Here is a 25,734-nt window from a genome sequence, read left to right on the forward strand (position 1 = left end):
CTCGATGAAACCGGCAGGAGCAGGCAAGACATGAAGGATTCCGCCGAACTGGATGAGGCCGACCTGGTTCTGATCAACGCACTGCAGGTCGCCCCCCGCGCGCCGTGGGCCGTGATCGCCAAGGCGATGGACGTCAGCCCGGTCACGGCCGCGCGCCGCTGGCAGCGCCTGCGCTCCGCGGGACTGGCCTGGATCACCGCCTACGGCGGGCACTTCGTCCACCAGGACCACTGCCTGGCCTTCGTCGACGTCGACTGCGCTCCCGGCGAGATCTCCCGGATCGCCGGCCGGCTGGCCGAGCACCCCGGTATCGCCAGCGTCGAGCAGGCGTCCGGACGGCGGGACCTGCTGCTGACGGTGATGGTCTCCGGGCTCGGCGCGCTCCCCCGGCTGCACACCGACGTCCTCGGGCCGCTCCCCGGCGTCACCGCCGTGCGCAGCCACATCGTCACCCGCTTCTTCGCCGAGGGGGCCGGCTGGGAGATCGGCGCCATCAGCGGCGACCAGCGCGACGGCATCCGGGGACCCGCGTCACGGCCCGGCGGCGGGCCGCCGCCGGAGCCCGACGCCGAGGACCGTGCGCTGCTGCTCGCGCTCGGGGCGGACGGGCGGATGGCCTACAGCGACCTCGCCGACCTCACCGCGATGAGCGAGTCGACGGTCCGGCGGCGGGTGGGCCGGCTGCTCCGGGCGAAGGTCCTCGTCCTCCGCTGCGAGGTCGCGCACAGCGTCTCGCCCTATCCCGTCTTCGTCACCTACCACGCCACCGTGCAGTCCGACGCGCTGGAGCGCATCGGCCCGGCGCTCGCGGCCCTCCCCGAGGTCCGCATGTGCGCCTCGGTGGCCTCCGAACACAACCTGGTCGTCAACGGCTGGCTCCGGTCGATTCCGGACAGCCACCGGCTGGAGTCCTTCATCGCCCGGCGGTTTCCCGAGGTGACGATCCTCGGCCGCTCCCTGACCCTGGCCAACACCAAGCGCATGGGCTGGATCCTCGACCAGGCCGGGCGGGCCGTCCGCCACGTCCCCATCGACCTGTGGCACTAGGCCGTTGGTTTGCCGGTTTGGCAACGTGGCTTGCGTGAATCGGCGGGCGGTCCGCATGGTGGGGGTCGGAGGTGGTCGAGATGGCCGACGAGTGTGACGTGGTGGTGATCGGCGGCGGCGCCGCGGGGCTGAGCGGGGCGCTGATGCTGGCCCGCGCGCGGCGGTCGGTGGTGGTGATCGACGCGGGCGAGCCGCGGAACGCCCCCGCGGAGGGCGTGCACGGGCTGCTGGGCCTGGACGGGACACGCCCGGGCGAGCTGCTGGAGCGCGGGCGGGAGGAGGTGCGCGGCTACGGCGGCCGGATCCTGCGGGGGACGGTCCGCTCCGTGGCCCGCGTGGAGGGTTGGTTCGTGGTGGAACGGTCCGTTCCGGGGGGTGTGGGGGGTCGTCCCCCCACAAGTGACCGTTCCGGTGGTGCGGGCGTCCGGGCGCGGCGGGTGCTGGTAACCACGGGGCTCGCCGACGAGCTGCCCGACGTCCCGGGGCTGCGGGACCGGTGGGGGCGGGACGTGCTGCACTGCCCGTACTGTCACGGCTGGGAGGTCCGCGACCGGGCCATCGGCGTCCTCGGCGGCGGGCCGTTCTCGGTCCATCAGGCGCTGCTGTTCCGCCAGTGGAGCGACGACATCGTGTACTTCTCCCACACCGCGCCGCCGGACGGCGAGCAGGCCGAGGAGCTGGCGGCGCGCGGTGTCAGGGTGGTGGACGGGAAGGTGGAGTCCCTGGAGGTCACCGGGGACCGGCTCGCCGGTGTGCGGCCGGCCGGCGGGGACGTGGTCGCGCGGGACGCGCTGGTGGTCTCGCCCCGGATGGTGGCGCGGGCCGGGTTCCTGGAGGGGCTCGGGCTGCGGCCGGTGGAGCACCCGTCGGGCGCCGGGACGCACGTCCCGGCCGACGCCGCCGGGCGCACCGAGGTGCCCGGGGTGTGGGTCGCGGGGAACGTCACCGACCTGATGGCGCAGGTCGGCGCGGCGGCCGCGGCGGGCGCCCTGGCCGCGGTGCAGATCAACGCCGATCTCGTCGCCGAGGAGACCCGCGACGCGGTCGCCCGGCGGGGGTTCTCCGCCGCCTCCGAGGCCCGCAACTGCGAGCGGGTGCTGGGCGACCGCCGGCACGGCCTGTGAGGGCTCAGCGCGGGGGGTCGCCGTGGGGCAGCAGGCGCAGCTGGAGCATGGCCGCGAACCGCGCGTCGGGGTCGGTGAGGTCGATCCCGCCGATCTCGGCGAGCCGGCGCAGCCGGTAGCGGAAGGTGTTGTGGTGGACGTACATGGCGGCGGACGCGGCCGTGACGTCGCCGAACGCGTCCAGCCACGCGCGCAGCGTCTCCACGAGGGAGGTCGCGTGCTCGGCGTCGTAGGCGGCCAGCCGGGCGAGCGGCCCGGCGGGGAGGTGGCCCCGCTCGGCCGCCAGGTCCCCCAGTTCGAGCAGCATCGCCTCGACGTGCACGTCCGACAGGCACGCCACCCGGCGCGTCCCGCCGTGGCCGCGCAGCACCCGCAGGACCCGGTCGGCGCCGTCGCGTGACCAGGGCAGCGCCGCGCCGTCCGCGGCGGTGGGGCCGATGCCGACCAGCGGGCGCAGCCGCTCCCCGACGCGCTCCAGGAAGTCCGACGCGACGCGGGTCACGCGCTCCTCGGCCCGGCCGTCGGCGTGCACCGGGAGGACGCCGTAGACGACGTCCCCGATCATCGCGGCGGCCGCGCGGGGGTGCACCGCGCTCAGGTGCATCGCGAACGCGTCCGCGAGCCGCTGACGCTCGGCGGTGTGGCGGGCCTGGAGACCGGCGGACGCGGCGGACTGCACGTCGAACGGCGCCAGGGCCAGCACGACGGTCGCCTGCCCGGTGAGGCGCAGCCGGCCGAGGGCCTCCGGCGCGCCGGGGCCGCCCTCCAGCGCGGTCCCGACGAGGTCGGCGCGCAGCCGGCGTTCGACGTCGGCGCCGGCGCGCAGCCGCAGCATGTGGAGGGCGACCAGCTTGGCGGCCTCGCGCAGCGCCCGGTTCCGCTCCCGGCTCAGCGGCCCGGGGACGGCGGCCCAGATGGAGCCGAGCACCTCGTCCCCGGCGCGCACCGCGACCGCGGCGCGCGGCAGCTTGAACGTCTCCCACCCCGTCTCCGGCGGGTCCACGTGGACGGGTTCGTCGCTGCGGTACAGGGCCCTGAAGACGCCGCGGTCCTCCAGCATCCGGACGAACCGCTCGGGCACCTGGCGGCCCAGGATCGTCTCCACCCGGGAGGCGTCGGCCTCGTCCTGGCGGCCGGAGAAGGCGAGCACCCGCGAACTGCGGTCCTCGATCGTCACCGGCGCGTCCAGCAGCGCGGCGACCGCATTGGCCAGCGCGAACAGGTCGCCCGACGGCATCCCGCCGAGGGTCTGCGGGCCGGCCTCGCCGATGTCGCCCTCGGCGAGGATCGAGCGGAGCATCGCGGCGAGCTGCGACCAGGACGCGCCCCGCGTGAGGGTCAGCAGGCACACGCCCGCGCGGCCGGCCGCCTCCGCGACGTCCTCGCGGCAGGGCGCGGGGGCGCGGATCACGAGGGCGGCGGCGCCGCGGGCGCCGAGCTCGGTGAGCAGCCGCGGCACCTCCTCCCCGGTCACGCCGACGCCGAGGACCAGGGCCTGCCGGGGCAGCTGCGGCTGGTCGAGGGGATCGTGGATGACGACCCCGCCGATCGCGTCGGCCCCGTCGGGGTCGCCGCAGACGAGGTCGAGGAGGGTCGCGCCGAGGTCCTCCAGGATCCGTCCGAGGCTCGCTCGCGGACGGTCGGTCATAACGGCGGGCACATCCCCGGGCGCCGGTGCCGCCGCCGTCGCTGTTCGTTCCGCACAACGGGATTCTGCTCGCGGCCCGGGGGATCCGACAAGGCGCACCCGCATCGGGATCGGCCCCTCGTCGGCCGTCACCGTGTCAGGCCCACCCGGGTCCGGGACGGCCGTGGCGCGCCGGCGTGCCCGGCCTCGACGCCGGCGGCCCCCATGACCCGTCCTCCCGTCCGAGGGTGTACCAGCCGGTGCGGTCGAAGCCGGTCACCCGCCACCCCTCCGCGAGCAGGCCGCCGAGCGCCTCGCGCACCGCGCCGCGCCAGTCCGCCGCGCGCGCCGGGTCGGACCGCCGGAGCACCTCGACGTCGTCGGGGACGGTGATGATGACCGCAGGGCCGTCCATCCGTTCCGGCAGCCGCCACGTGCCGGGGGCCTCGCCGGGCCCGGCGACGGCGCCCGCGGTCCCGGCCGCCCGGGCGTCCCCGTCCCGGCGGCGGCCGTGGCAGGCGGCGGCGACCTCGGAGGTGTTCAGCCGCCACCTGACCAGGAGCCGGTCGGTGTCGCCGCCGCCGTTGACGACGCCGTCCGCCCGGCCGTGGAAGTCGCGGAGGTACTCCACGGGCACGGCGGCCAGCTTGCCGATGGCGAAGTAGGCGTTGCGGCGGACGAGCGGGTCGAACGTCCACGACACGTCGGTGACGCCGCGCAGCAGCGCCCAGGCGCGCTGGTGGGTCTTCAGCGCGAACCCGATGCCGCGGCGGCGCGCCCGCGCCGGCACGCCCGCGATGTGGCTGTGCAGGATCTCGTCCGGGGGCGGGCCGAAGAACCCGACGCAGGCCCCGACCAGGTCTCCTTCATCGAAGGCGCCCGCGATGTAACCGCCCGCATTGGCCATCGCGCACAGCAGTTCCCTCGTCACCGGGACGCTTCCGCCGGACGGCCGGATCTCCTCGAACAGGCGGTGCACCGCCTCCAGCTCGGCCGGGCCGCCGACCGCGCGGACGCGGACGCCCGCCGCGGAGGCCGCCGCGTCGGCGGCGGCGACCGCGTCACCGGTGATCCCCCCGGCCCGTCCGATGACGGCCGTCGTGACCCCGAGGTCCGCGGCGGCGGAGACGCCGGTCATCGGACGCACCCGCCCGGCTCGTTCACCCTCGGCACAGGACACCCACCCCCCGGGTCGTCGAAGCGCGACATTCGGAACTGTAGGTCGGGCGTCCACGGCCCCGGTTCGTTGAGGAGCACAAGGAACGCGGCCCGGTTCGGTCGTCCCCAACGAAGAACGGTCCACGACGCTCCGGCCGCGGGGACGCGAAGCCGGGGTGTCAGATCCGGGGCTCGGCCGTCAGACCCGGCGCTGGGTCTCCTCCAGGTAGCGCAGGACGGCGGTGACCCTGCGGTCCGTCCGGTCCGTGGGCGCGAGGTCGAGCTTGGCGAAGATGTTGCGGATGTGCTTGTGGACGGTGCCCTCGGTGACGTAGAGCCTCTCGGCGATGGCGGTGTTGCCCAGGCCCTCGGCCATCAGCGCGAGCACGTCCCCCTCCCGGGAGGTCAGCCGTTCCAGGGCGCTGTCGGGGCGGATGCGCGTCAGCAGCTGCGCGACGACGTCGGGGTCGATGGCGGTGCCTCCGGCGGCCACCCGGTGCAGCGCGTCGAGGAACTGCTCGACGCGCCCGACCCGCTCCTTGAGCAGGTAGCCGAGCCGGTCGGCGCCGCCCGCGAGCAGCTCGGCGGCGAACGCGTGCTCGACGTAGGCCGACAGCACCAGGACGGCCAGGCCGGGACGGCGGCGCCGCGCCTCGACCGCCGCCTTGATCCCCTCGTCGGTGTGGGTCGGCGGCATCCGCACGTCGACGACGGCGACATCGGGCTGGTGCGCGTCGACGGCCGCGAGGAACGTCGCCGGGGAGTCGGTGGTGGCCACCACGTCCAGCGCCTCCGCGCGCAGGAGCAGGGCCACCCCCTCCCGCAGCAGCGGGTCGTCCTCGGCGATCACGATCCGCATGGCAGCTCCATTCGGAGGGTCGTCGGCCCGCCGGGAGGGCTGATCAGGGTGAGGCGGCCGTCGTGCGCCTCGATCCGGCTGCGGATGCCGGCGATCCCGGTGCCGGCCTTCTCCTCCGCGCCGCCGACGCCGTCGTCCTCGACCAGCAGCGTCAGGACGTCGCCGACTCGGCGGACGGTCACCTTCGCGCGCCGGGCCCGGCTGTGCCTGGAGATGTTGGTGAGCGCCTCGGCCGCCATGAAGTAGGCGGTGGCCTCGACGGACGCGGCGCAGCGGACGGGGACGTCGACGTCCACGCGGCACGGGATCCCGCAGTCCGCCGCGAGCCCGGCCAGCGCTCCGGCGAGCCCCCGGTCGGCGAGGACGGGCGGCAGGATGCTGCGCACCACCGTGCGGAGCTCGGCCAGCGCCTGCTCGGCGGCGTCCTGGGCGCGTTCGAGGACGGCCTCGGCGCCGGCGGGGTCGCGCGCCAGCGCGCGGCGGGTCGCGCCGAGCAGCACGGTGACCGCGACGAGCCGGTTCTGGGCGCCGTCGTGCAGCGAGCGCTCGATGCGCCGCAGCTCCGCCCCGTGGGCGTCCAGCGCGGCGGCCCGGGTCGCGGACAGCTGCGCGACCCGCAGGGCGAGGTCGGAATCGGCGGTGGGCACCAGCAGCCGCCGCCCCGGCAGCGCCTGCAACCAGGCCATGCCCGTGCCGAGCACCAGGAACGCGACGCCGAGCCCGACCCCGAGCAGCGACACCGCCACGGCGTCGGTGGTGTCGCGCACGGTCCAGAACACCAGGTTGGGGGTGGCCTTGCCCTCCGGCAGCAGCCTCCACCAGAGCGGGTAGGTGATGTCCTGCGCGGCGTTGATCGCGGTGGTCGCGCCGACCAGGCTGAGGAACAGGCCCAGCGTCCCGTGGGCGAACACCCAGCGGAGCTCCCGCCGGAAGACCGGATCCGCGAGCGCGGCGCGCGCGCGGGTGGCCGGAGGTCCCTCACAGATGATCTCGGGGCCCCACCGGGAGAGCCGTGCACGCTCCCGGTCGGCCGCGGTCCGCACGACGCGCGGCACGGTACGCGCTAAGAGGAAGCCCACGCCGACGACGCACAAGAGGCCGACCGTGAACATCCACGTGAGGGCCGTGAGGGCGAGCATGGCCGTGCCGAGGCCGCCGACGAGGTGCTCAAGGGCGTCGAGGATGGCACGGGCACGCGAGATGGCGAACCCTCCGCCGCGCCGGGGAACGGCCGGTCCGGATTCGTTCACGAGCATCTCCGCCTCCTCGTCCCGTGACGCCAGGACCGCGGATCGCCTGCGGCCACGGACGCGGTACAGCCTGCTGTACCGAAAACGGCTCGGTGGCTGGATCGCATTCCGCCATCGCGGTTCCTAGCGTGTCTCCCGGCAATCGCATCATTGAATGAGGAGAACGCAAATGACGGACCCCGACGATCCTTCCGAGACGTCATCCGCGCCCTCCTCCGCTCCGTCCGCGCGCACGCGGGGCGCCCTCTGCCGGCCCGTTCTGTGGGTGCTGCTGGTGACCGGCGCGGCCGGGGTGACGGCGACCACCGGTCACGGCACCGCCGTCGCCGTGCAGGCCGCCTTCGCGTCGGCCACCGTCGCCTGCGGTACCGCTCTGATCATCCAGCATTACCGGAACCGCCGCCGCTGACGGACGTCCGGAACACCGCGGTCCGGGCCGGACCGCGAGGACCACCACCGAAACCGTCCACTTGTGGACGGTCTCGGCGATGGTTCCGGCGCGCCTTTTTCTCGGGTGGCCCTATTTCGGCCGGACGCTTTTATTTCGATGGGGCCGCACACAACTCCTTGTCGATCAGGGCGTTCTGCGCGCGCAGGGTGGAGAGGTCCGAGTTGGTGCCGTCACCGGTCGTCTCCACCACGACGGAGCGCGCGCCGTCGTCGGTGATGCCGTTGCGGGTGGCGTAGCCCGCGACGTCACCGGGGTGGCCCCAGTAGCTCCCGCCGCAGGTCAGCGACGCCTGGAGCAGCCCGAGCCCGTAGCGCGCCCCGGGCCACACGACCTCCAGCTCCTCGGCCCGCACGGTGGTCTTCATCTCGGCCAGCTGGGCGGGAGGCAGCAGCTCGCCCTTCACCAGGGCGATGAAGAAGCGGTTCTGGTCCGCGGTGGTGGTGACCATCGCCCCGGCCGCGCCGCCGCCCGACGGGTTCCAGTCGCTGGTGTCGATCGCGTCCTCGACCGGCGGGTCCGGGTTCTCGGGGGTCGGGAAGGCGGAGTAGCCCCTCATGTGGGGGGCGATGATGAAGGGCTGGTCATAGGGGGCGGAGGTGTTCCGCAGCCCCAGCGGCTGGATGATGCGCCGGGTCACCTCCTGGTACCAGGGCCTCCCGGTGATCTTCTCAATGATCATTCCGGCCAGGGTGTAGTTCGTGTTGGAGTACTTCCATTTGCTGCCGGGAGGGAATTCCGGCCGGTGCCGCATCGCGATGGCCACCAGCTGCTCCCCGGTCCAGGTCGTGAAACGGTTTTCCTCGAACGCCTTCTTGTCGGTCAACGGGGGAAAGTCGAAGGTGTAGTTGAAAATACCGCTGGTGTGCTGGAGCAACTGCCGGATCGTGATCTTGGAGCCGTCGTTGCCGTTCCCCTTCACCACACCCGGCAGCCACCGCTCGACAGTGTCGTCCAAAGACAGCTTGCCCTCGCCGACCAGCTGGAGCACGACCGTGGCGACGAACGTCTTGGTGGTGCTGCCCGTCCGGTAGGCCTCGCCCGCCTCGACGGCCTCCCCGGTCTCCCGGTCGGACTTCCCGGCGGTGGCGTAACGCGATCCACCCGGCCCGATCGACTGGGCCTGCACCCCGACGACCGCCTTGGTCGCCTGGATCGCGTTCACGCGGTCCTGCAGCGAGTCGAGCCGCGGCGCGGGCGCCGCGGCGACCGGCTGCCCGAGGCCGACCCCGGCCGCCGTGATGGCGGCGAGTGCGGTGAAAGTAATCTTTTTGCCGATTCTCACGTGCATGAGTGACGAAACTCCCTCGCGAATCGGTGATCACACCGCTCATGCGATGCGCTCATCACCGTAGAAAGGGAAACGACGGCCCACGAGAGAGCGGGCGCCCATCTTCGGTGGGAGTGAACACGTATGCCCGTGGTACAGCCAGCTGTACCGGCTTCTGGACCCGCAGGTCACCGAACGGGAGACCCGGCCCGCCCGGGAAAACCGCCCGAGCGTGTCAAAGGACCGCGTGAGGACCGGACGGCTGACGGATGATGGAGGGTATGGCAGGTCGCGTACTGGTTTGGGGCGGTGGTGGGGTCGCGGTGGCGGCCCTCGCCGGGATGGTGGCGTACTCGGCGGCGGCGGGCCTGGACAGGGCCGACAAGCTGGCGAGCGTCGTGGGGGCCTGCGTCGCCGTGGCGGGGCTTGCCGTCGCGGTGTACGGGCTGATCGTCGACCGCCGCGCGGCCGGGGGCGACACCGCCGCGCGGGCGGAAGGCTCCGGCGAGCGCTCCAACGCCATCGGCGGCGACAACAACGGGGTCGTGTCGTCGGGGGACGGCGCCACCGTCGTCCAGCAGCGGGCGCGGGCGTCGGGGAGGAGCCGGGTCTACCAGGTCGGAGGCGACCTGCACGTCGACGGGCGGTGACCCGCCGCGAGGGCGAGGTGACCCAGCACGGGACCGCCTACGGTTTCGCGCGGATCTTCCAGGTCGCCGGGGACATGGTCGTCCACGAGGGCGGCGGGCCCGCCCGGGGAGCGCCGGGCGAACGCGTACGCCGCCGGTGGACCGTCCTGGCCTGCGGGTTCGTCCTCGTCGCGGCCCTTCTGCCCTTCGCGCCCCTACCCGCGTGGCCGCGGTACGGGACGGCGGCGGCGCTCGCGCTGGCGGCGGGCCTCGGCCGGTGGGAGATCGCGCGCCGGGCACGCACGCGCCTGCTCGGCGACCTGCTGTCGGTCGTCGCGCCGGGCGGGAGGCCGCCCGCGGCCACCGACGTCAACCCGTACCGGATCGGCGTGTCGCGCTCCCGATACGCCGGCGACGGGCCGCGGCTGGGCTACGTGCCGGAACGCGATACCTACATCCCCCGGCACCCGTTCGACGCCGATCTCGACGCGGCGATCACCGGCGCCCGCGACCACATCGTGCTGGTCGTGGGCGGCGCGAAGGCGGGCAAATCGCGCACCGCCTGGGAGGCCGTGCGGCGGCTGCCCCGCGCCGCGGTCCTCGTCCCGCGGCCGGGACGGCTCGCCTCGCTGCGGCGGTGCGGGCGCCTCCGGGCGCGCCGCCGGGGCCCCCTGGTCCTGTGGCTGGACGACCTGGGCCTGTACCTGACCGGCGACGAACGCCTCACCGACGCCCTCCTCCTGTGGCTCCGGCGGCGCCACCCGGGGCTCGTCGTCGTCGCCACGATGACGAGCCGGGCCTACTGGGACGTCCTCGACCCCGACCCGGCGGCCCCCGCCGCCGACACGCTCAAGGTCGTCGAGGAGGCGACGGTGCTGAGCCTGTCCCCCGGCCTGACACCCGGTGAGCTGGAGCAGGCCAGGCGGCTCTACCCGGACGAGGTCTTCCAGCGCGGGCCGGGCGAGGAGCTCGTCGCGGCCTGGGCGCACGACGAGCTGTACGAGCTGGGCCCGGACGACCCGGCGCGGTGGGCGGTGATCCGCGCGGCGATCGACTGGCGGCGCGCCGGGATCGGCCGTCCCGTCCCGGGCCGGGCGCTGGCCCGGATCGTCCCGCACTACCTGGCGGCGGAGCGCGGCACGGACCGCTTCCCCGCGGCCGCCCGGCTGGAGGAGGGCCTGGCATGGGCCCTGACCGTCCCGAAGGACTCGCCGGCGAAGGCGCTGGAGCAGGTCGAGGAGGAACCCGAGCCGTCCTACACCGCGTTCGACTATCTCGTCGAGCGGGCCGACCGGACCGGGTCGGCGGGCCGGGGACCGCTGCCTATCCCCGCGGCGGCCTGGGCGGAGATCGTGGCGCACGCCGCCCCGGAGGACGTGCCCGCCGTGATCCGGAGCGCGCGGCGGCGCGGGGCCGGGGAGGCGGTGCTGTCCGCGGCGCTGGAGCGGCTCCGCGCGCTGCGCCCCGGCGACACGGCACCGGAGCGGCTCCCCGGCGGGCTGGAGGAGCGGCTGCATGACTACCTCGGCCGGCTGGCGGGGCATCCCGACCTGCCGGAGCCGGAGCACGTGCCGCTGGAGCTGCCGGTCCGGCGGCGCACGGACCTGGACGTGCGGCTCGGGCTGGAGCCGCCCGCCGGGGTCCGCCCGCCCGAACGGCTCGGCGCCATCGCGGCCATCCGGGAGGCGCGGCGATGCGTCCTGCTGGGCGACCCGGGGTCGGGCAAGACGACGACGCTGCGAATCCTGCTGGACGCCTTCGCGGCCGAGTCCTCCGCGTCCGGGCACATCCCCGTCTACGTCTGGCTCCCCCGCGGCGGCGGGACAGGCGGGACGGCGTCCGAGCGCGTGGAGCGCCTCATCGGCGACGCGTTCCGCCGCACGCACCCGGGGATCACCGACGCGGACGTGCGGGCGCTGCTCGACCGCGGGCGGCTGGCGCTGCTGTTCGACGGGCTCAACGAGATCGGCGCGGCGCACGCCGGCGCGTTCCTCGACGGGCTCGCGGAGGTGCTGGACGGGCACGACGAGCACATCGTCATCATCGCCACCCGGACCCACGGCTTCGAGTCGCGGTTCGCCGACCGCCCGTTCGGCGTCCTGCAGCTGCTGGAGCTGGACTACCCCGACGGCGTGCGCGCGTTCGTCGCGGCGCGGCTCGCGCCGGGCGACGCCGACGGGATGATGGCGGCCCTGGACGCGCGGGCGCCGCTGCGGCGGCTGGCGCTCAACCCGCTGCTGCTCCATCTGATGGTCACCGCCTACGGCACCGCGGGACGGCTCCCCGGGAGCCGCGCCCGGCTGCTCGACACGATCGTCCGGGAACTGCTGGACGACCCGGCCCAGCACGCGCTCCTCGCGAGGCTCGGGTACGAGATGCGGCTCAAGGGCCTGGAGCTGACGACCGGCCAGGCCGAGGAGACGTGCGGCGCCGCGCTCGGCGGCCTCGTCCGGACCCCGCTGCTGCTGCGGGACGCGGACACCGGCCGCGTCCGCTTCTGGCATCAGACGTTCCAGGAGTACTTCGCGGCGTCCCACGTCAGCGGCGACCTGCGCCGCTACCTGCGCCGGCACGGTCGCGACCCGGCGTGGCGGGAGGTGCTGGCGCTCGCCGCCGGGCTGCTGCCGGAGGACGACGCCTACCGCTGCGTCGTGCGGATGTGGCGCCGGGACCGGCTCCTCGCGGTCACGGGCCTGAGCAGCATCGAACGCTACGACGGGCCCCGCTGGGACAGGCTGCGGCAGCGGTTCGCGGTGCGGCTGCGGCGGCGGATCACGGTCATCGTCGGCTGGCAGCGCGGCTACCCCTACGTGCTGACGGCCTGCTACGGCTCGGCGCTCTGGCTCGTCCCGGGCTCGGTGATCGACTCCCTGCCAGGCGGCGTGCTCACGGTCGTGCCGATCGGGCTCATCGCGCTCGTCGCGTTCTTCCGCCTCTACGCGTCCGTCCTGCTGCGCTTCGAAAAGGTCACGGTCAGGCGCCACATACGGCCGGGGATCACCGCGCTGCGCATGCTGGACGACGTCGGCGCCACCCGCCTGCTGACGGAGCTCAAGGCGGCCATCGCCGACGACTTCACGGTCGGGAAGCTGACCCGTGCCGCCCTCGCCAACCAGCTCTTGCCGCGCTCGCGGACGCTGCGGGAGCTGGAACTGCGGCTGGCCTCCCCCGAGACCCGGCTGGAGGCCGTCGAGCACCTCGGGGATCTGGCGTCACCGGCCGCGATGGGGATGTTGCGCGACCTGCTGGACGGCCCGGACCTCGACGACCTCACCCACGCCGCCGTCATACGCGAGCTGCTCCGGTACGCGCGGACCACGGGCGAGCCGACCGGCGACCTCGAACAGCGGCTCCGCGAGCAGGCCGGAGGCGCGGGATCCTACGTCAGGCGCCGGCGGGCGTACCGGGCGCTGCGCGACCTCGGCGCCGACGCCGCCCCGCCGAGCCGGTGGGGCGACCCGAGGCTGGCGGCTCTTCTGGCCGTCCTCGCCGTGGTGTCGGGCCTCTACTGGTACTGGACGGGAGTGCGTTGAGTCCTACCACCCTGGCGTTCCGGGCGTTCGTGCTGAGCGTCGTGCTCGCCGCCGTGCTCGACATGCTCATCAGCCAGAAGCTGCGCCCACGCACGACGAGGCTCACCGGCCCGCACGCGTGGTGGGCGCTGGCCGGTCCGGTGCGGCTGCTGCTCGGGCCCACGGCGGCGGAGTTCATGCGGTCCCGGACGTTCCTCTTCCCCGTCACCGAGCTGCTGTTCGGCGGCGGGGTCCTGCTCGCCCTCCGGGTCCTCGGCCCGGGCCCCCAGTTCGCGCGCGCCGTGATCTTCCTTCTGCTCGCCGTCCCGCTCCTGGTGATCCCGGCGCTGGCCGAGCACGCCTGGACACCGTCCGCCCTCACGTACCCGGGGATCGCCGCCGGGATCGCCTCGGGCACCCTGCTCGGCGCGGACGGCCTCGTCAGCGTGTGCGTGGCCGCAGGGGCGGCGGCCGCCGTCATGGTCGGCCTGTTCCTGCTCCGCCCGGACGCCATCGGCCTCGGCGCGGTCAAGGCCACCGTCCTGGTGGGCGCCTTCTGCGGATGGCCCGGCGCGGCCGCCGCCTATGCCGCCGCCATCGCCATGGCCATGCTCACGACCCTCGCCCTCCTCCTCGCCGGACGGGTGACCGGCGAGAGCCAGATCCCGCTGACACCGTTCCTCATGGCCGGTGGATTCACCGCCCTCCTCTGCCTCCCCCCGGGCTAGGATCCGCGTCAAGATGGCCGTTCGCCGCCGCGCCTCACGGACGCTCGCCACCGGCTCCGCGATCTCGACCCTCGGGTCCGCAGGGATGGGTGTCGCGAGCCCGCTCCTCGTGCTGTTCATGACGCGCTCACCGATCCTCACGGGCCTCACCGTCGCCGCAGGGCTCATCCCCCCGTTCCTCCTCGGCCCGCTGGCCGCGGCGATGGCGGACCGGGTGGACCCCAGGAGATCGCTGGTCATGATCCATATGGCCCGCATCCTCACGTCACAGACGCTGGGCATTGCCTTTCTCTTGGTCGAAGAGCCGGTGTGGCCGCTCATCATCGCGACCTTCCTGAACGCGTGCTGGGAGTGCTTCCGCACGGCGGCGGAGGCGGAGGCGCTGAGGCAATTCATTCCGCAGGATGTCTTTCCGGAGGCCCTGGCCAGGAGTGAGATCTATCCCAAGGTCATGGCCATCCCGGGCCGCGTGCTCGGGGGCGTCCTCCTGAGCCTCAACGCCGCCCTTCCCGTCCTCTTCGACGCGGTGACGTCTCTCGCCTCCCTTGCGATCACCCTGCGGCTTTCACGCACCGGAGTCCGGCGGGCCTCTCTGCCTCACCGACCGGGCCGATCGTCGCGCGCCTCTCTGCCGGGGGCGGCGACGCTGGACGGTCTCAGGATCATCGGCCGCGACCCCTTTCTCGGCGCCGCCGCCATCGCCTGCTCGACGGCCGTGTTCCTCGTCCAGGCCGTCCCTCTGCTCCTGCTCGACACGGCCGTCCGGCAGACCATGCCGCCCGCGCTCATCGGCGTTCTTTTCGCCCTGCCCGCGGTCGCAGGAGTGGCGGGCTGGCTGGCCGCGCCGAGGATCCATCAGATCCTGCCGGAACGGTCGTTCCTCCTCGCCTGCTTCCTGACCTGGGCGCCGCTGCTGTTTGTGGTGAGCGGGACGCTTCGTCAACCTCTCACCGCAATGCTGGCCTGGGCGATGTGCAATTTCGTCGGAACGCAGATCAATGTGGTGCTCGCGGTCCATCGGATCGCTTCGGTTCGGCCGGAACGTCTCGGCCGGGTGATGCGGGCCGACAGATTGCTGACCGCGGGGGCGACCGCCCTGGGCTCGCTCATCGCCGGATACGCCGTCGCCGGATTCGGCCCGCGGATGACCGCGCACATCGCGGCAGGCGGCACCTTCGCCATCGCCGTGCTGCTGGCGGTCTTCTTCCTCGCGTCCCGGTTCCTCGGGAACCGGTCGGCGGTTTCGGCGGTGGCACTGGTCCCGTCCGTGGTGCGTGCGCGCTGGAGGAGCGGGCAGGGCGAGGGCGGGTTCATCGTCGTCGGACGGCTCTGGCGGAGAGCGTCCGTCCCTCGCGCTTCGAGCATGGTGGGGGGCAGGGCGGCGGCTGATACGCCTGCCGTCAGGGCGTCACCGCTGTGACGGCGGGCCTCCGCCGAACCACTCGCCCGCCTGCCTCTCGCCGCCCGGCGGGACGCCCGGTGAGCGCGCGGGCGGCTGCGATGCCGCCCTCCGGTCGCGGAGCTGGCGTTCCAGCTCGGCCATGTAGGCGACCTCGTTCTCGCTCGGGTACACCGAGACGATCACCAGCAGGGCGACCGCCACGATGCTGACGCCGACGATCAGGGGCATCAGCAGGTTCCCGGCCTGGGCGCCGGACGCCGGGTCCGCGCCCGGCAGCGACCGCACCCGCATGGCCGCCATCCCGGTGTAGTGCATCCCGGAGACGGCCACGCCCATGATCAGGGCGGCGCCGACGGTCGCGGCGGTGCGGCGGACCCGCAGGGTGAACCAGAGCGCGGCGCTGGCCGCCACGACGGCGATCACCACGGAGAGCAGCACGATGCCGGGCTGGTAGGAGACGTCCGCGGGCATGTTCATGGCGGCCATGCCGGCGTAGTGCATGCTGGCCACGCCGAGCCCGGTGATGATGCCCGCCGGGAGGATGAAGCGCGCCTTCTCGCCGCCGAACCCGACCAGGAACATCCCGACCCCGACGACCCCGATCGCGATGACGGCGCTGAACAGCGTGAGGGGGACGTTGTAGCGGATGTCCATGCCGCCCACGCTGAACCCGAGCATCGCGATGAAGTGCATGACCCAGACGCCGGTGCCGCCGATGGACACCGCCGCGAGCGCCAGCCACGACGCCTGCGACCGTCCCGTGGCCACCCGCGCCCGGGACGTGCATTGCAGCCCGAGTAGCGCCCCGACGAAGGACATCACGTAGGCGGCGATCGGGGTGAGCGGCCCATAGGTGAAGTGATGAACGTGTGTCATGAAGCGCGCCCCCGATGATTCCGTCCCGCGGCTGACGGTAAGCCCGCGCGAACTTGCCGAGAGGGTATCCGCGAATCCGGGCGGCCTAGCGTGGCCTATAGGGGACATTCGGTGACAGTAGGCAGGTAACGGTAACGTCAGAGCGTTCTGGACCGATACAAAGGGCTCGCATGACGCCCCTGGCGCCCGGACGGCGGCACCGCGGCGGGCGGCGGAACCCCATGGCACTGGGCGACCGGCGCTGAGCTGGCGAAACAGGAGTCCATTACGTCACACGGATATCGTTTCATCCAGCGGAACGGGCGTAACCCCCGCTGGCCGCTTCCGGCCTCCTGGCGGGTGGTGACCGGCCAGCTCAGGAATGATCTTGATGCGGGGTGTGCCGCTGTGGCTACTGTCCGCCGTCGTCCCTGAGCAGCAGGGTGGCCGCGCGGCCCTTCTCCCCGGCCGCCCAGCAGGAGCGGTCGGGCGCGCAGTCGACGGTGTCGAAGCTGCCGGTGTCGAAGCGCGTCCAGGTCCGCCCGGCGTCGAGCGTGCCGTCGCTGCCCGTCGGGCCCACCGCGAGCGCGGCCGGGCCCGTGTACACCGGCCACACCACGCCGGACCTGTACTCGGCCGGGGGACGCGGCGCCGGGCGCCATGTGCGACCCCCGTCGGAGGTGGTCGCGGCCGCGGACGGGGACGGCTCCCCCGGGCGGTAGTCGCCGCCCACCGCGATCCCGTGCCGCCTGTCGCGGAACGCGACCGCGAACACGCCCTGCGACGCGCTGCTCGGCAGGGGCGTGTCGGCCACGGTCCAGGTGCGGCCCCGGTCCCGGGAGTGGAACACCCGCGCCTTGGACGCGCCCCCGGTCGCGAGCCACACGTCCCGCCGCCCCTGGCTCACCAGGCACTGCCCGCTGGCGGCGAACGCGGCCTCGCCCGGCAAGGCGTCCGGCATGCCCGTGTTGGGGAGCACCTTCCAGCTGCGCCCGCCGTCGCGGGTGGAGATGATGCGGAAGCGCCCGTCGACGGGGTCGCTGACGGCGAGCCCGTGGCGCCGGTCGAAGAACGTCATGCAGTCGTAGAACGCGCGGGGCTCGTCGTTCTTGAAGGCGAGCTCCCAGGTCCGGCCGCCGTCGGAGGTCCGGTAGACGCGTGACGCCTCGCCCTCGCCGATCGCCAGCACCACGGCCCGGTCGGCGCCGGACGCCTCGATGTCGCGGAACTCCAGCCCCGCGGCGTCGGGCGGGCCGGTCGTGCGCCAGGTGCGTCCGGCGTCGGTCGTCCGCAGGACGGTGCCGCCGCTGCCCGCCGCCCAGGCGACCTTCCGGCTGACCGCCGCGAGACCGCGCAGCCGCGAGTCCGTCCCGGTCGGCGTGGACCGCCATGTCGGCGCGGGACGGGCCGACGGCCCGGCGGAGGCGGCACCGGCGGTGCCGGGGACCGTGAGGGACGCCGCGATCACGCACACGCCGGCGAGGGAGGACATCCGGGCGATCGGCTTCATGGCCCGCAAGCTAACGAAAGATGATCAACCCGTCCAGCCCCGGAGCGGAGCGGTGGCGCGGCGGAGGGTCAGGCGGGGGCCGGGCGCTCGGCCAGGAGGGTGTACAGGACGGGAAGGTCGTGGCCGCTCACCCGCAGGCGGTGGCGTCCGCCGGGGCCGGGCGGACGTCCCCAGCCCGGGTCCAGGGGCGTGTCGAGATGCTCCTCCAGGCGGGTGACGCGCAGGCCCGCCGTGACCGCGGCGGTCACGATCTCGCCCAGCGAGTGGGCGAACTCGACGGACGTCGTGGGTCCCGTCTCGGTGGCGTACGAGGCGGTCCCGCTGAACTCGTGGGGCCCGTCGAAGGCGTACGGGAAGTCCAGGACGAGGGGGTCGAGACCGGCGATCATGCTCGCGAGCGGGTGGCCGTCGATCAGCACGAGGCGCCCGCCGGGCCTGAGCGTCGCGGCGACCGAGCGCATCCAGGCGCCGGCGTCGGCGATCCAGCACAGGATGCCGATGGTGGCGTAGGCGAGGTCGAAGCGGCCGTGCAGCGCGGGAGGCAGCGCGGTGGCGTCGGCCTCGACGAAGCGGACGTCCACGCCGCAGCGGCGGGCCAGGTCGCGTGCCTTCTCCAGGGCCACGGGCGAGAAGTCGGCGCCGGTCACGCGGGCGCCCCGGCGGGCCAGGGAGATCGAGTCGAAGCCGAGGTGGCACTGGACGTGCAGGACGTCCAGCCCCGTCACGTCCCCGACGGCGGCGTCCTCCACGTCGGTCAGCGAGTCGGCGCCCGCCAGCAGCGCTTCGCCGTCGTAGTAGGCGTCCTGCCCGTGCGCGGCGGCCCAGACGTCCCAGTTGGCGCGGTTGATCGCCGCCGATTCGTCGGTCACGTGGCGCGAGCGTAGGGAGGCGGCGGCGCCGCGGGCAAACCCTTTTGAGGGCCGTCACGGGCCCGCCGTCCGCGCCCGGGGGCGGGGCCCCGTGATACAAGGGGGACGGGGTGCTCATGACGGGATTCGACGCGACCGCGGTGCGGGTGGTGGCCTGCGACATCTTCGGCACCACCGTCGACTGGCGCACGGGCGTCGCCGGGCAGGTGGCCGCGGTGGCGGCCGAGCACGGCGTGGACCTGGACGGCGGGGTGTTCGCCGACGACTGGCGCGACCGGTACCTGCCGTCCATGCGGCGCGTCAACGACGGGCTGCGCGACTGGGCCTATCTCGACACGCTGCACCGCGAGTCCCTGGACGCCCTGCTCGGCGACCGCGGTCTCGCGGACGCGTTCGACGGCGCCGCGCGCGACCGCCTCGTCCGCGTCTGGCACCGCCTTCCCGCCTGGCCGGACGCGGCGGACGGCCTGGCGCGGCTGCGGCGGCGCCATGTCGTGGCCGCCCTGTCCAACGGCGGGTTCGCGCTGATGACCCATCTCATCAAGGCGGCGGGACTGCCCTTCGACTGCGTCCTGTCCGCGGAGCTGGCACGCGCCTACAAGCCCGCCCCGGAGGCGTACCTCACCGCCGCGCGGCTGCTGGACGTCGCCCCCTCGCAGATCCTCATGGTCGCCTGCCATACGTGGGACATCGACGGCGCCCGGGCGGCCGGGCTCGCCACCGCGTTCCTGGAGCGCCCGCTAGAGAAGGGGCCCGCGCGGGAGGCGGACCGCGCGTCCGCCACCACGAGCGATCTGACGGTCACCGGCTTCCCGCAGCTGGCCGACGTCCTCGGCTGCTGAGCGCGGGCTCCCCCGGCCGCTGAGCGCGGGAACCCTCGGCCGCTGAACGCCGACGTCCTCGGCCGCCGAACGGTGTCACTCCGGCCCTATCGCGCCCCGCGAGGCCGCCTTTTCCCATTCCCTGCCAACCGCCCCCCGGCACCTTGTCATATTGTGCCGATTTTCGCCTTGGGCCTGGTGGTTCGGCCTTCTAGCTGGGGTGGTCGGACGGGCGTATGACCGCGAGCCCAAGAAGGGCTTGCCCGTCGGCTACGAGCTGGTTACTGTGCAGGCGAACTTATAGGAAACTTTCCTAATGATTCGAGGAGGAAGGTGGCCCGCTCTCCCCGCCAGCCGTGATCCGTCCCCGCGCATCATGACCGAACTCGGGGTCCGGGGGATTCCCGCCGTGTCCGCATCTCCTACCCGGGAGCGAAAATGAGAAGATTCCTGCCCGCACTCGCCGCGCTCTGCGCGCTGGACCTCGCCCTGATGGTCCCCGGCCAGGCCCACGCCACGCCGGCCTCCACCACCTCCGTCACCAAGCCGTCCGGGCCCTCGACCTCCGCCGTCGGCGCCGCCGCCCCGTACCTGTACATGGGATGGGGCAGCCCGCCCAACCCGACCACGGTCATGAGCGCCAGCGGCGTCAAGTGGTTCACGATGGCGTTCATCCTGTCCAGCGGCGGCTGCAACCCCGGCTGGGACGGCCAGCGCCCCCTGACCGGCGGCATCGACGAGAAGACGATCTCGCAGATCCGCGCGGCGGGCGGCGACGTGCTGCCGTCCATCGGCGGCTGGTCGGGCAACAAGCTCGGCCCGAACTGCACCTCGCCCGAGGCGCTCGCCGGCGCCTACCAGAAGGTGATCGACGCCTTCAAGCTCAAGGCCATCGACATCGACATCGAGAACACCGACGAGTTCGAGAACGCGACCGTCCAGGACCGCATCCTCGGCGCCCTGAAGATCGTCAAGCAGAAGAACCCCGGCATCCAGACGATCCTCACCTTCCCCACCCTGACGAGCGGCCCGAACGCCACGGGCAAGCGCCTCATCGACCAGTCGGCGAAGCTGCAGGCCGATGTCGACGTGTTCACGATCATGCCGTTCGACTTCAACGGCGGCGCGGACATGTACGCCAACACCATCAAGTCCTCCGAGGGCCTGCGCGACGCGCTCAAGTCGGCCTTCAAGTGGACCGACGAGGTCGCCTACAAGCACATGGGGATCTCCGGCATGAACGGCATGTCGGACCAGAACGAGCTTACCTCGACCGCCACCTGGACGAAGATCCGCGACTGGGCCAAGTCCAAGGGCCTCGTCCGTTTCACGTTCTGGTCGGTGAACCGCGACCGTCCCTGCCCGGGCGGTGGCACCACTGAGACCTGCAGTGGTACCGACCAGCAACCCTGGGAGTTCTCCAAGATCACGGCCGGTTTCTGATCCGCCCCTGATCCCGCTCCCGGCGCGGCCTGCGTTCCCCTGCCCCGAACGCAGGCCGCGCCCTTCCCGTCCGCCCCACGTCCGCCCCACGTCCGCCGGAACACGGTCCCTCAAGGGAGACCACCGGCGGACGTGTCGCGTGTGCGGGCTTTCTCCGAGTTGAAAATCAGCGAATATTCAGTTGTCCCCGAGGACCCCTCGAATTTTCGCAGGTGGTCATCCCTTCTCGTGCTGCGGTTCCTTCTGTTGGACCGGTTCACACGAAATCTGGAAATGGAAACTTCCAGACGGGTGGTCGATAGTCGGGTGACCGGTCGCGCTGCGCACCCGCTCCCAGAAGCGCCGCGCGGCCGGTGACCGGCAGGGCCCTGCGGCCGGCACGCCCCCCGCTCGCGTGAAAGGAACCCCCAGCCATGAGAACGCGCAGCCTGCTGACCGCCGTGCCCCTCGCCCTCCTCACCCTGTCCGGGACGCCGGTGGCGGGCGCCGAGCCGTCGCCCCCCGCCGGCATCGTCGGCGGCGTGCCCGCCACGGAGACCTACTCGTTCATGGCCTCGCTCCAGGGCGCCGGGGGCAACCACTCCTGCGGAGGCTCGCTCGTCGCCCCCCGCTGGGTGGTCACCGCGGGGCACTGCGGCCAGCCCGCCCAGGTGCGGATCGGCAGCACGACCTACAACGCCGGCGGCGAGGTCGTGAAGGTGGCCGCCCGGCGGGCGGTCGGCGGGGACGTCGCCCTGCTCCAGCTGGCCTCCGCCGCGACGTCGGCGCCCATCGAGATCGCCGACGGCGCGCCGGCCGGCGTGGCCACCCGGATCATCGGCTGGGGGCAGACGTGCGCGAGCCGCGGCTGCGGCGGCGCACCCGTCGACCTCCAGCAGCTCGACACCGGGATCGTCGAGGACTCCCGCTGCTCGGGGATCACCGGCGCGACCGAGCTGTGCGTGGACGGCGGCGACGGCAAGGGGGCCTGCTACGGCGACTCCGGCGGACCGGCCGTCACCGGCGGGCCCGGCGCCTGGAAGCTGATCGGCGCGACCAGCCGCGGCACGTCCGAGCCCTGCGCGGTCTCCCCCGCCACTTACGGCGACGTCACCGCCTACCGCGCGCAGATCCTGCAGATCATCGGCACCACAGCGGGCCGCTGACCTCTCCGGGAAGCCCTCCGCCGGCCGCCCGGGGAGCGGGCGGCCTAGGGACTCTCCTTAGTCGCAGCGACATGTGGACGAGGAAGAGCACCCCCGCCACCAGGTAGCAGTTCGCGACCAGCGTCAGCGCTCCGTGGAAGCCGTACTGGCCCGGCGAGCCGTGGCTCGGCGTCCACCACAGCGGTGACAGGACGAAGAGCACATAACCGCCCGCGGCGAGGACCCGGCTCCCCTCGCGCAGCAACACCGCCAGCGCGGGCACGACCCAGACCCAGTGGTGCGCCCAGGAGATCGGGGAGACGAGCAGCCCGGTCACACCGGTCACCGCCGCCGCGCCCAGCCAGTCGTCTCTCCTGGCCCAGCGGACCGCCACGAGAAGGCCGGCGACCGCGATCGCCGCCTGGAGGAGGGGGTACCAGCCGCCGATGTTGTCCTCGCCGCGCAGGATCCGGGCCGCCGCGCCGTAGGGCGACTGGTTGCTGATGTACGGGACGCCCACCCGGGAGGTGTCGTAGAAGGTGTGGAGCCAGTACAGCCGGGAGGCACCCGGCGCGATGGCGTACGCGAGGAGCCCGCAGACGACGAAGGCCGCCGCCGCCGTGGCCGCCGCCCTGACCCGCCCGGCGGCCAGGAGCAGCACGACGAAGATCGCCGGGGTCAGCTTGACGGCCGCCGCGATCCCGATGCCGATCCCCGCCGGCCGTCCGTCCGAGACACGGCGGACGTCGGCCAGGACGAGCGCGAGCAGGAACAGGTTGACCTGCCCCAGGAAGATCGTCTGCCACATCGGCTGGAGCGCCATCCCGGCGGCGGCCGCGGCGGCGGCCGACCGGCGGGAGACGCGGCGGCCCGCGAGCCTCAGCACCTCCGCGCAGGCCCACGCGAACGCCGCGACCGACGCCAGCTGCCAGCCGACCCGCGCCGCGGTGAGGGGGACCTCGGACAGCGGGACGAAGAGGGCGGCCATGAACGGCGTGTTGGTGAACCAGTGCTCCGCGAGGCGATCGGTGTAGAGCCGCGCGTCGCCGGTGACCGCCCGTCCGCCGAGCATGTAGATACGGAAGTCCAGGGAGTCGTAGACGACGGCGAACACCAGGACCGCCGCGGCCTCCGCCGCCAGCACACAGTAGACGCAGCGCTTCAGCATGGATCAACGGTTCCGCGGGCGGACGCGCGGGACATCGGGCCGCCGGCCACGGTGGATCGGCCCGCGGGCGTACGCCTGCGGGCCGATGCCCGCGTCCGGCCCCGCGGCTACGATCTGGCGCATGGCCGCCGGACGGAGCTCCGCCTCCTCGCAGCGCCGGGCCCTCTGGACGGGTCTCGCGTGGACCGGCGCCGCCCTCTACCCGTCCGCCGTGTTCGTGATGATGAGCGGCTCCCGGTACGGCTTCACCGCCGTCAAGGTGGTCGTGTCGGCCGCCCTCACCGCCGTCGTCGCGCGCCTGCTGCGCCGGTGGCCGCTGCCCGCCCTCGGGGTGCTCGTCATCGCCTGGACCGGCGCCGTCCTCGCGCTGGACTCGTTCATGGCCGGCGCCCTGCAGATGCTGGTGACCGACCTCGCGGTGTGCTACGTCGCGTTCGCCCACCGGCGCCGGACGTCCCTGGCCGCCGCGGGCATGGCCCTCGCCGCGCAGGCCGCCGCCACCGTGCTCGACCCCGGGACGGACGTGCTCACCAGGGCCGTCCTCGTCGTCGCGGCCCTCGTCGCCGCCTGGACGGTGGGCGGCTCGGCCCGCGAGCGGCGCCAGCACGCCGCCGAGATGGCCGCGCGCGCGACGTCCCAGGCCGTCGCCGCCGAGCGGCTCCGCATCGCCCGCGAGCTGCACGACATGGTCGCGCACAGCATCGGCGTCATCGCGATCCAGGCCGGTGTCGGCAGCCGCGTCCTGGACACCCGGCCCGGCGAGGCCCGCAACGCGCTGGACGCCATCGAGGCCACGAGCCGGGAGACCCTGTCGGGGCTGCGCCGGATGCTGGGCGCGCTCCGCCACGCCGATCCCGGCCCCGGGTCCGCCGCGCCGCTCGACCCGGCCCCGGGCCTGGCCGACCTCGGCCGCCTCGTCGCGGCGACCGGCGACGCGGGCGTCGCCGTGGACCTGCGCTGGCACGGCGAGCGCCGCCCGCTCCCCCCGGACATCGACCTGTCGGCGTTCCGCATCATCCAGGAGGCGCTCACCAACGTCGTCCGGCACGCGGGCACCCGCGATTGCGAGGTCCGCGTCGGCTACCGGGACGAGGAGCTGACGGTCGAGGTCCTCGACGACGGCCGCGGCCCCGCCGCGACCGGCGGCGGTTTCGGCCTCGTCGGCATGCGGGAGCGGGCGGGGCTGCTCAAGGGCGACCTCACCGCGGGCCCGCGCCCCGGGGGCGGCTTCCGGGTCGCGGCGCGGCTGCCGCTGGAGGCCCGGTGACGGTCCGCGTCGTCCTCGTCGACGACCAGCCGCTGATCCGCGCCGGGCTCCGCGTCCTGCTCGGCGACCATCCCGACCTCGCCCTCGCCGGCGAGGCGGACACGGGCGCCGAGGCCGTCGCGCTGGCCCGCGACGTCCGTCCCGACGTCATGCTGATGGACATCCGCATGCCCGGCCTGGACGGCATCGAGGCGACCCGGCGCATCACCGCCGCCACCGGCGCGCCCCGCGTCCTCATGCTCACCACGTTCGACGACGACGAGTACGTCTACGGCTCGCTCCGGGCGGGCGCGAGCGGCTTCCTCGTCAAGGACATGGCCCTGGAGGAGATCCTCGGCGCGATCCGCGTGGTCGCCTCTGGGGACGCCCTGATCGCGCCCAGCGTCACCCGCCGCCTCATCGAGCACTTCGCGGCCCGTCCCGCCCCGCGCCGCGGCCGCGCCGGCGGCCCGCGCCTGGACGCCGTCACCGGCCGCGAGCGCGAGGTCCTGACCCTCGTCGGCGGCGGCCTGTCCAACGCCGAGATCGCCGCCGCCCTGCACATCAGCGCCGCCACCGCCAAGGCCCACGTCGCCCGCCTCCTCACCAAACTCGACGCCCGCGACCGCGTCCACCTCGTGATCGCCGCCTACGAAACCGGCCTGGTCACCCCCTGACCGCCGGAACAAATGGGGCCGGACGGGACGGGAAAGACCGTGCGGTGCGGCCCGCGTGACCGGGAAGGGCCAATCAACCCATCACATTGACCGCTGTCACGCCGCACGATAGAGATGTGAGATGACCAGGAGCGTGGAGTCCGCTTGGCTCTCCTCATTCCTCGACGCCGCCGCGGCGACCGGACGGGTTCTCGGAATCGCCATGGGCGGATCGTATGGCCGGGGAACAGCCGATGAATTCTCTGACATCGACCTCTTCTTCCTGATCGACCCGGACGAGCTGACCGCGCTCTTCAGGAAGCCGCCTTCCTTTCTCACGGATCTCCTCCCTGGTCGTGTGACTGAAACGTACGCCAGCCTCGTTCCAGAGTTCGGATTGAAGTACACCGTCCTGGGCAGCACAATCGGTCTGTGTGATCTTTTCTTCGAGGATGCCGGCGGTTTTCCGACGCCACTCCGGGAGGGAACCGAGATGGTGTGGGATCCGGATGGCCGATTCAGCGCCCTCAATGACGCCCTCCTCGCGGAATGCCGGAATCCCCGAACGCGAAACGCTCATACGACCCGCATGGCCGTCCAGCTCGTCTCTGAGTACGCGGGAGCGACGAAGAGCGTCGCGCGAGGACGGGCGGTGCAGGCCCGCTACCGGATCTCCAAGATCGTCAACCTGCTGCTGGGGGTGCACGGCTCGGCCGACGACCACTGGTGGTACGGACACTGCGTCGCCGACGACGCCCTGCGGGATCCCTCGGCCCTCCTCGCGGCGGGCGTCCACGAAGCCGTGGCGGAGATGTCACTCACCAAAGCCCACTGGATGCTGGGCCGCCTCTGCATCGAGGCGATCACGGTCGTGGAGGGGCTCGCGGCGGAGACGAGAGAGGCGATGATCGCACAGCTGAAGACGTCGGCCGGACACGCCGAAGGCCGATGAGGACGTGCTGGAGAGAGTGGCGCCGGAAACCGTCCG

Annotated in this window: 22 protein-coding genes; 13 read left to right on the forward strand and 9 right to left on the reverse strand. The window is 73.6% G+C overall.

Annotation, left to right across the window (positions count from 1 at the left end; all coding sequences use genetic code 11):
- The first annotated feature begins 30 nt into the window (after nucleotides 1–30).
- Nucleotides 31–1,047 (forward strand): Lrp/AsnC family transcriptional regulator, encoded by a 1,017-nt coding sequence (locus tag AGRA3207_RS10665; protein ID WP_231334426.1) that lies wholly within the window; start codon nucleotides 31–33, stop codon nucleotides 1,045–1,047.
- Nucleotides 1,048–1,127: 80 nt separating this feature from the next.
- The gene (locus AGRA3207_RS10670; RefSeq protein WP_231334427.1) at nucleotides 1,128–2,171 is read left to right on the forward strand and encodes an NAD(P)/FAD-dependent oxidoreductase; all 1,044 of its coding nucleotides are present in this window, start codon (nucleotides 1,128–1,130) and stop codon (nucleotides 2,169–2,171) included.
- Between the two features lie 4 nt (nucleotides 2,172–2,175).
- Here AGRA3207_RS10670 and AGRA3207_RS10675 read toward each other — a convergent pair whose 3' ends face one another.
- From AGRA3207_RS10675 to AGRA3207_RS10690, 4 genes are all read right to left on the reverse strand, one after another.
- Nucleotides 2,176–3,819, reverse strand: coding sequence for a PucR family transcriptional regulator (locus AGRA3207_RS10675; RefSeq protein WP_231334428.1), 1,644 nt, complete (start codon nucleotides 3,817–3,819; stop codon nucleotides 2,176–2,178).
- Nucleotides 3,820–3,955: 136 nt separating this feature from the next.
- Nucleotides 3,956–4,936 carry a GNAT family N-acetyltransferase gene (locus AGRA3207_RS10680; protein WP_231334429.1) on the reverse strand — a complete coding sequence of 327 codons (981 nt, stop codon included), beginning with the start codon at nucleotides 4,934–4,936 and terminating at the stop codon, nucleotides 3,956–3,958.
- Between the two features lie 219 nt (nucleotides 4,937–5,155).
- A complete protein-coding gene (locus AGRA3207_RS10685) occupies nucleotides 5,156–5,815 on the reverse strand; it encodes a response regulator transcription factor (protein WP_231334430.1) in 660 nt (219 codons plus the stop codon).
- Complete coding sequence (locus tag AGRA3207_RS10690; protein ID WP_231334431.1) at nucleotides 5,803–7,071, reverse strand: sensor histidine kinase; 1,269 nt, start codon at nucleotides 7,069–7,071, stop codon at nucleotides 5,803–5,805. Before AGRA3207_RS10690 ends, AGRA3207_RS10685 begins: the two co-directional genes overlap by 13 nt.
- Nucleotides 7,072–7,234: 163 nt before the next feature.
- Here AGRA3207_RS10690 and AGRA3207_RS10695 point away from each other — a divergent pair, with 163 nt between their 5' ends.
- Nucleotides 7,235–7,474, forward strand: a complete 240-nt coding sequence (locus AGRA3207_RS10695) for a hypothetical protein (RefSeq protein WP_231334432.1) — start codon at nucleotides 7,235–7,237, stop codon at nucleotides 7,472–7,474.
- Between the two features lie 130 nt (nucleotides 7,475–7,604).
- On the opposite strand, the gene AGRA3207_RS10700 is transcribed toward AGRA3207_RS10695, so the two are convergent.
- On the reverse strand, nucleotides 7,605–8,804 hold the full coding sequence (locus AGRA3207_RS10700) for a serine hydrolase domain-containing protein (RefSeq protein WP_231334433.1): 1,200 nt from the start codon (nucleotides 8,802–8,804) through the stop codon (nucleotides 7,605–7,607).
- 260 nt (nucleotides 8,805–9,064) lie between these two features.
- Between AGRA3207_RS10700 and AGRA3207_RS10705 the strand changes: the two genes are divergently transcribed.
- Genes AGRA3207_RS10705 through AGRA3207_RS10720 form a run of 4 tightly spaced genes read left to right on the forward strand, consistent with a single transcriptional unit; the run spans nucleotide 9,065 to nucleotide 15,072 of the window.
- Nucleotides 9,065–9,433 (forward strand): hypothetical protein, encoded by a 369-nt coding sequence (locus AGRA3207_RS10705; protein ID WP_231334434.1) that lies wholly within the window; start codon nucleotides 9,065–9,067, stop codon nucleotides 9,431–9,433.
- The gene (locus tag AGRA3207_RS10710) at nucleotides 9,430–12,945 is read left to right on the forward strand and encodes an NACHT domain-containing protein (RefSeq protein ID WP_231334435.1); all 3,516 of its coding nucleotides are present in this window, start codon (nucleotides 9,430–9,432) and stop codon (nucleotides 12,943–12,945) included. Before AGRA3207_RS10705 ends, AGRA3207_RS10710 begins: the two co-directional genes overlap by 4 nt.
- Nucleotides 12,942–13,652: an A24 family peptidase gene (locus AGRA3207_RS10715; protein WP_231334436.1), complete on the forward strand. Its 711-nt coding sequence runs from the start codon at nucleotides 12,942–12,944 to the stop codon at nucleotides 13,650–13,652. Before AGRA3207_RS10710 ends, AGRA3207_RS10715 begins: the two co-directional genes overlap by 4 nt.
- Nucleotides 13,653–13,665: 13 nt before the next feature.
- Nucleotides 13,666–15,072 carry an MFS transporter gene (locus tag AGRA3207_RS10720; RefSeq protein ID WP_231334437.1) on the forward strand — a complete coding sequence of 469 codons (1,407 nt, stop codon included), beginning with the start codon at nucleotides 13,666–13,668 and terminating at the stop codon, nucleotides 15,070–15,072.
- On the opposite strand, the gene AGRA3207_RS10725 is transcribed toward AGRA3207_RS10720, so the two are convergent.
- From AGRA3207_RS10725 to AGRA3207_RS10735, 3 genes are all read right to left on the reverse strand, one after another.
- A complete protein-coding gene (locus tag AGRA3207_RS10725; protein WP_231334438.1) occupies nucleotides 15,061–15,930 on the reverse strand; it encodes an MHYT domain-containing protein in 870 nt (289 codons plus the stop codon). The two genes, AGRA3207_RS10720 and AGRA3207_RS10725, sit on opposite strands and share 12 nt — an antisense overlap.
- Before the next feature lie 391 nt (nucleotides 15,931–16,321).
- Complete coding sequence (locus AGRA3207_RS10730; RefSeq protein ID WP_231334439.1) at nucleotides 16,322–17,419, reverse strand: WD40/YVTN/BNR-like repeat-containing protein; 1,098 nt, start codon at nucleotides 17,417–17,419, stop codon at nucleotides 16,322–16,324.
- Between the two features lie 68 nt (nucleotides 17,420–17,487).
- The gene (locus tag AGRA3207_RS10735) at nucleotides 17,488–18,288 is read right to left on the reverse strand and encodes a class I SAM-dependent methyltransferase (protein WP_231334440.1); all 801 of its coding nucleotides are present in this window, start codon (nucleotides 18,286–18,288) and stop codon (nucleotides 17,488–17,490) included.
- Nucleotides 18,289–18,404: 116 nt separating this feature from the next.
- Here AGRA3207_RS10735 and AGRA3207_RS10740 point away from each other — a divergent pair, with 116 nt between their 5' ends.
- The 3 genes from AGRA3207_RS10740 (at nucleotide 18,405) to AGRA3207_RS10750 (ending at nucleotide 21,697) form a co-directional block, all read left to right on the forward strand.
- A complete protein-coding gene (locus AGRA3207_RS10740; protein ID WP_231334441.1) occupies nucleotides 18,405–19,130 on the forward strand; it encodes a haloacid dehalogenase type II in 726 nt (241 codons plus the stop codon).
- A gap of 417 nt (nucleotides 19,131–19,547) precedes the next feature.
- Nucleotides 19,548–20,552: a chitinase gene (locus tag AGRA3207_RS10745; protein ID WP_231334442.1), complete on the forward strand. Its 1,005-nt coding sequence runs from the start codon at nucleotides 19,548–19,550 to the stop codon at nucleotides 20,550–20,552.
- Nucleotides 20,553–20,965: 413 nt separating this feature from the next.
- Complete coding sequence (locus tag AGRA3207_RS10750) at nucleotides 20,966–21,697, forward strand: S1 family peptidase (RefSeq protein WP_231334443.1); 732 nt, start codon at nucleotides 20,966–20,968, stop codon at nucleotides 21,695–21,697.
- Here the strand turns inward: AGRA3207_RS10750 and AGRA3207_RS10755 are convergent.
- The gene (locus AGRA3207_RS10755; protein WP_231334444.1) at nucleotides 21,672–22,844 is read right to left on the reverse strand and encodes a glycosyltransferase 87 family protein; all 1,173 of its coding nucleotides are present in this window, start codon (nucleotides 22,842–22,844) and stop codon (nucleotides 21,672–21,674) included. The two genes, AGRA3207_RS10750 and AGRA3207_RS10755, sit on opposite strands and share 26 nt — an antisense overlap.
- 121 nt (nucleotides 22,845–22,965) lie before the next feature.
- Here AGRA3207_RS10755 and AGRA3207_RS10760 point away from each other — a divergent pair, with 121 nt between their 5' ends.
- The 3 genes from AGRA3207_RS10760 to AGRA3207_RS10770 all read left to right on the forward strand — a co-directional run bounded on the left by AGRA3207_RS10760 (nucleotide 22,966) and on the right by AGRA3207_RS10770 (nucleotide 25,698).
- Complete coding sequence (locus AGRA3207_RS10760; protein WP_231334445.1) at nucleotides 22,966–24,111, forward strand: sensor histidine kinase; 1,146 nt, start codon at nucleotides 22,966–22,968, stop codon at nucleotides 24,109–24,111.
- Nucleotides 24,108–24,767, forward strand: a complete 660-nt coding sequence (locus AGRA3207_RS10765; RefSeq protein ID WP_231334446.1) for a response regulator — start codon at nucleotides 24,108–24,110, stop codon at nucleotides 24,765–24,767. Before AGRA3207_RS10760 ends, AGRA3207_RS10765 begins: the two co-directional genes overlap by 4 nt.
- A 121-nt stretch (nucleotides 24,768–24,888) precedes the next feature.
- Entirely contained in the window at nucleotides 24,889–25,698 is an 810-nt protein-coding gene (locus AGRA3207_RS10770) for a nucleotidyltransferase domain-containing protein (protein WP_231334447.1), read from the forward strand.
- Nucleotides 25,699–25,734: the final 36 nt, after the last annotated feature.

It is taken from the genome of Actinomadura graeca (assembly GCF_019175365.1).
GTDB lineage: Bacteria > Actinomycetota > Actinomycetes > Streptosporangiales > Streptosporangiaceae > Spirillospora > Spirillospora graeca.